Raw genomic sequence first — 3,777 nt, forward strand, 5'->3', positions numbered from 1 at the left:
CGCACTCCTCAACCTCACGCGGTACCTCGCGACCTACTGGGGTCGGAGCGGCGTCCGCGTCAACACGCTGACACCCCACGGGATCGAGAACGGACAGCCGGCGCCCTTCGTCGACGCGTTCGCGGCGCGCTCCCCGCTCGGACGGCTGATGGACGTCTCCGAGGCGGTCGGCGCGGTCGTCTTCCTCGCGTCGGACGCGTCGTCGTACGTCACGGGCGCGAATCTCGTCGTCGACGGCGGCTGGTCGGCATGGTGATCCCTGCGGAGGTGCCGAACCTCGTCGCCGGCGAGGAGCGGCCGCCCGCGAGCGGAGCCTGGCTCGACAAGGCGCGGCCTGCGGACGGGACGCACCTCTGCCGCATCGCTCGGTCGGGCGCCGACGATGCAGCCTCTGCCGTCGCCGCGGCGCGCACGGCGCAACAGGAGTGGGCAGCTCGCACGCCGGTCGAGCGGGGCAACGTGGTGCGCGCGATCGCGGAGCTGCTGCGCGAGCGGCGCGAGGAGGCGAGCGAGCTCGTCGCGGCGGAGACCGGCAAGCCCATGGCGCTCGCGCTCGGCGAGACCGACGCGGCGGTGGAGATGGGCTTCTTCGTCGCGGGCGAGGGGCGGCGCTCGTACGGGCGCACGACGACGGCCTCGATGCCGCACCGCACAGTGCTCACGCTGCGGCGCCCCGTCGGCGTCGCAGCTCTGCTGATCTCGTTCAACACACCGCTGCCGAACGTCGCCTGGAAGGCATTCCCCTCGATGTTCTGCGGCAACGCCTCCGTGCTGAAGCCATCCGAGCACGCGCCGCTCTCGGCGTGGTGGCTCGGCCGTCTGTGCCTCGAGGCCGGCCTGCCGCCGGGCGTCCTGAACGTCGTCCAGGGTCTCGGCGCCGAAGCCGGAATGCCGCTCGTCGAGGATGAGCGCGTCGACCTCGTCAGCTTCACGGGCTCGGCGGCGACCGGGCAGCTGATCGCCGAGGCGGCGGGACGCAGGCTCGCGAAGACCGTGCTGGAGATGGGCGGCAAGAACGCGCTCGTCGTCTGCGACGACGCCGACCTCGACCGCGCGGTCGAGTGGACGCTCGCCTCGGCCTTCTCGAACGCCGGTCAACGGTGCGCCGCCGCAAGCCGCATCGTGGTATTCGACGGCGTCTACGGGGAGTTCTGCGAGCGGCTGCTCGCCGGTGTGGAGGAGCTGGACGGCATCGGGCCGGTGATCAGCGAGCCGAGCATGGAGCGGATCCTGAACGCCGTCGAGACGGCGACGTCCGACGGCGCGAGCGTCCTCGCAGGCGGCGTGCGCGTCGGCGACCGCGGGTGGCACGTCGCCCCGACCGTCGTCGAGGGCGCCGCACCGGATGCCCCCGTCTCCTGCGAGGAGCTCTTCGGCCCCGTCGCGGCGCTCTACCGCGTCGGCGGGTTCGAGCAGGCGGTCGCGCTCGTCAACGACTCGTCCTACGGCCTGACGGCAGCGATCCACACCGCGAGCGTCCACCGAGCGATGCGCTTCGCGGACGAGGTCGCAGCCGGTGTCGTGGTCGTCAACGCGGGGACGCATGGAAGCGAGGCGCACATGGGGTTCGGCGGCGTCAAGCAGTCGGGGACGGGCTGGAAGGAGGCCGGGCTCGAGGCGCTCGACGTCTACGCGGAGACGCAGTACGTCAACATCGTCGTCGACCCCGAGCTCGTGTGACCGAGCCGATCGCGGTTCTCGGGCCGGGTGGAATCGGCGGGATGCTCGCCGCGCGGACGGGCGCGATCTGCGTCGGCACGGAGCGCACCGTCGCGACGATCCGCACGGCCGGCCTGATGCTCGTCGACGGCGACACGACGTCGCTGACACACCCCGAGGCGGTCGAGCGTCTCGAGACCCGCGTGGCGCTCCTCGTCGTCGCGGTCAAGGCGTACGACCTGGACGCGGCCCTGGAGCGCGTCCCGCCGGCGACGCTCGAGGGCGCTGTCGTCCTCCCCCTCCTGAACGGCCTCGAGCATCTCGACGCGCTCCGGCGGCGGTTCGGCACACGTGACACAGCGTCACTTGCTCGGCCGCCCGCAGTCGCGGCAGGGAGCATCGGACGGGTCGAGGCCTTCTCGCCGGAGCCGGGCGTCGTCGTACAGCGGACCGCCGCCGCCGCCGTCGTCGAGGCGGCGTCGCGCGAGGCCGACACGGGGACGCTGGCGGAGGCGCTCGCGCCGCTTCGCGTTCCTGGGATCGACGTCGTCGTGCGCGACGACGAGCGCGCCGTGCTGTGGAACAAGGCGGCGCGGCTCGCGGTGCTGGCCGCTGCGACGGCGGCGAGCGGGAGGACGGTCGGCGAGCTTCGCGACGACGCAGCCTGGCGCGAGCGGCTGGTCGCGGCGCTCGACGAGGCGGTGGCGGTGGCGCTCGCGGATGGAGTCACACTTTCTGCTTCCGACCAATGGGGGATGATCGCGGCGATGCCGCCGGATCTCACGACGTCCACCGCCCGCGATGCGGCCGCAGGGCGCCGAACGGAACTCGACGCCATCACGGGCTCGGTCGTCCGTGCTGCCCGTCTGCATGCGATCCAGACCCCGGTCCTCGAAGAGATTTCTGCGGAGGCGAGCGCCAGGTGCGCAGCGTGACCGTCGGAGGGGAAACATCCACGACGCGAGCCCGATGGGCTCCGCGCCGGGTGGCGCGCGGCATCCGTCGCCGCGCCGCGTCCGCACTCGGGCGAACCCCCGCGCCCCCACCTACGCCCCCGCCGTTCGACCGGCGAGGCGTTCTCCTCCAGGGAGTGGCTCCGGAGATGCGCATTCTGGAGATCGGCCCCTCGTACGCGCCGTTGGCGCCGCGCTCGGAGGGATGGAATGCGTGCGTGGTCGATCACGCGACCCGGGAGGAGCTGGTGGAGAAGTATCGCGATCCCGTGCACGGAGTGGACGTCAGCCGGATCGAGGACGTCGACGTGGTCTGGCGTAACGGTCCGCTGGACGAAGCGCTCGGGCCCGAACGGCAGGGATTCGACGTGTGCCTTGCGAGTCACGTCATCGAGCACACGCCCGATCTCGTCGGGTTTGTCGGCGGTGTCCTCCGAACCTTGGTTCCTGGCGGCTGGCTCTCGCTGGCCGTCCCGGATCTGCGCTACTGCTTCGACCTCCTCAGAGGGCCGACCCGCGTCGGGGAGGTAGTCGATGCGCACGTCCGGCATGCGAGCCGCCACGGCATCGCCACGTTCGTCGATCAGCGCGCGTACGCCGTGCGGAAGGGAGGAAGAATCGCATGGAGCGCGGCGGACGGAGGGACCGTAGAGCTGATGGAGTCGCTCGCCGACGTCGAGTCGTTGCTCGCCTCGCGGGACGACGACGATGGCGAGTACGTCGACGCTCATGTCTGGCGATTCACACCGGCCTCGTTCGAACTCCTCGTACTCGAGCTGAGCGCGCTCGGGATGCTCGACGCGCACGTCGAGTCGATCCATGCGTCCGTGGGCTGTGAGTTCTTCGTCAGGATCCGAGCCGGGTCTGGGCTTCCAGCGACAGTCGAACAGATCGATGCGATCCGCCTGGCCCTTCTGGAGCGCTCGGTCCGAGAGGTCGGGGCGGTGTGGGCGACGGTCGGGGCGTGAGCCCGAGCGCGATAGCGCTGATCGGCGCTCGCGCGGGCTCCGAGCGCGTGCCCGGGAAGAACGTCCGACGGCTGGCGGGACATCCACTGCTCGCCTACGCGATCGAGACGGCGCGGCAGTCGCAGGTCTTCGACCGCATCGTCGTGTCGACCGACAGCGAGCGGATCGCCCAGGTGGCGCGCTGGTACGGCGCCGAC

5 protein-coding genes are annotated in these 3,777 nt (G+C 71.7%); all 5 read left to right on the plus strand.

All coding sequences use genetic code 11. The features are described from left to right. The coding region (locus VNM44_RS12200; protein WP_325626159.1) for an SDR family oxidoreductase at positions 1-256 on the plus strand (256 nt) is incomplete at its 5' end. Beyond that, a complete protein-coding gene (locus VNM44_RS12205; RefSeq protein ID WP_325626160.1) occupies positions 250-1,680 on the plus strand; it encodes an aldehyde dehydrogenase family protein in 1,431 nt (476 codons plus the stop codon). The genes VNM44_RS12200 and VNM44_RS12205, both read left to right, overlap by 7 nt. Then, a complete protein-coding gene (locus VNM44_RS12210; protein ID WP_325626161.1) occupies positions 1,677-2,594 on the plus strand; it encodes a 2-dehydropantoate 2-reductase in 918 nt (305 codons plus the stop codon). The genes VNM44_RS12205 and VNM44_RS12210 overlap by 4 nt, the downstream gene beginning before the upstream one ends. Before the next feature lie 236 nt (positions 2,595-2,830). Continuing rightward, positions 2,831-3,580, plus strand: a complete 750-nt coding sequence (locus VNM44_RS12215) for a hypothetical protein (RefSeq protein WP_414652978.1) — start codon at positions 2,831-2,833, stop codon at positions 3,578-3,580. Further along, positions 3,577-3,777: cytidylyltransferase domain-containing protein (locus tag VNM44_RS12220; RefSeq protein WP_414652979.1), on the plus strand; the 201-nt coding region annotated here is incomplete at its 3' end. The genes VNM44_RS12215 and VNM44_RS12220, both read left to right, overlap by 4 nt.

The sequence above is a fragment of the Gaiella sp. genome (assembly GCF_035558935.1).
GTDB lineage: Bacteria > Actinomycetota > Thermoleophilia > Gaiellales > Gaiellaceae > Gaiella.

What these genes read in the sequence shown, in the direction of transcription:
- VNM44_RS12205 (WP_325626160.1), top strand. Translation starts at nt 250, where the DNA reads ATGGTGATCCCTGCGGAGGTGCCGAACCTCGTCGCCGGCGAGGAGCGG.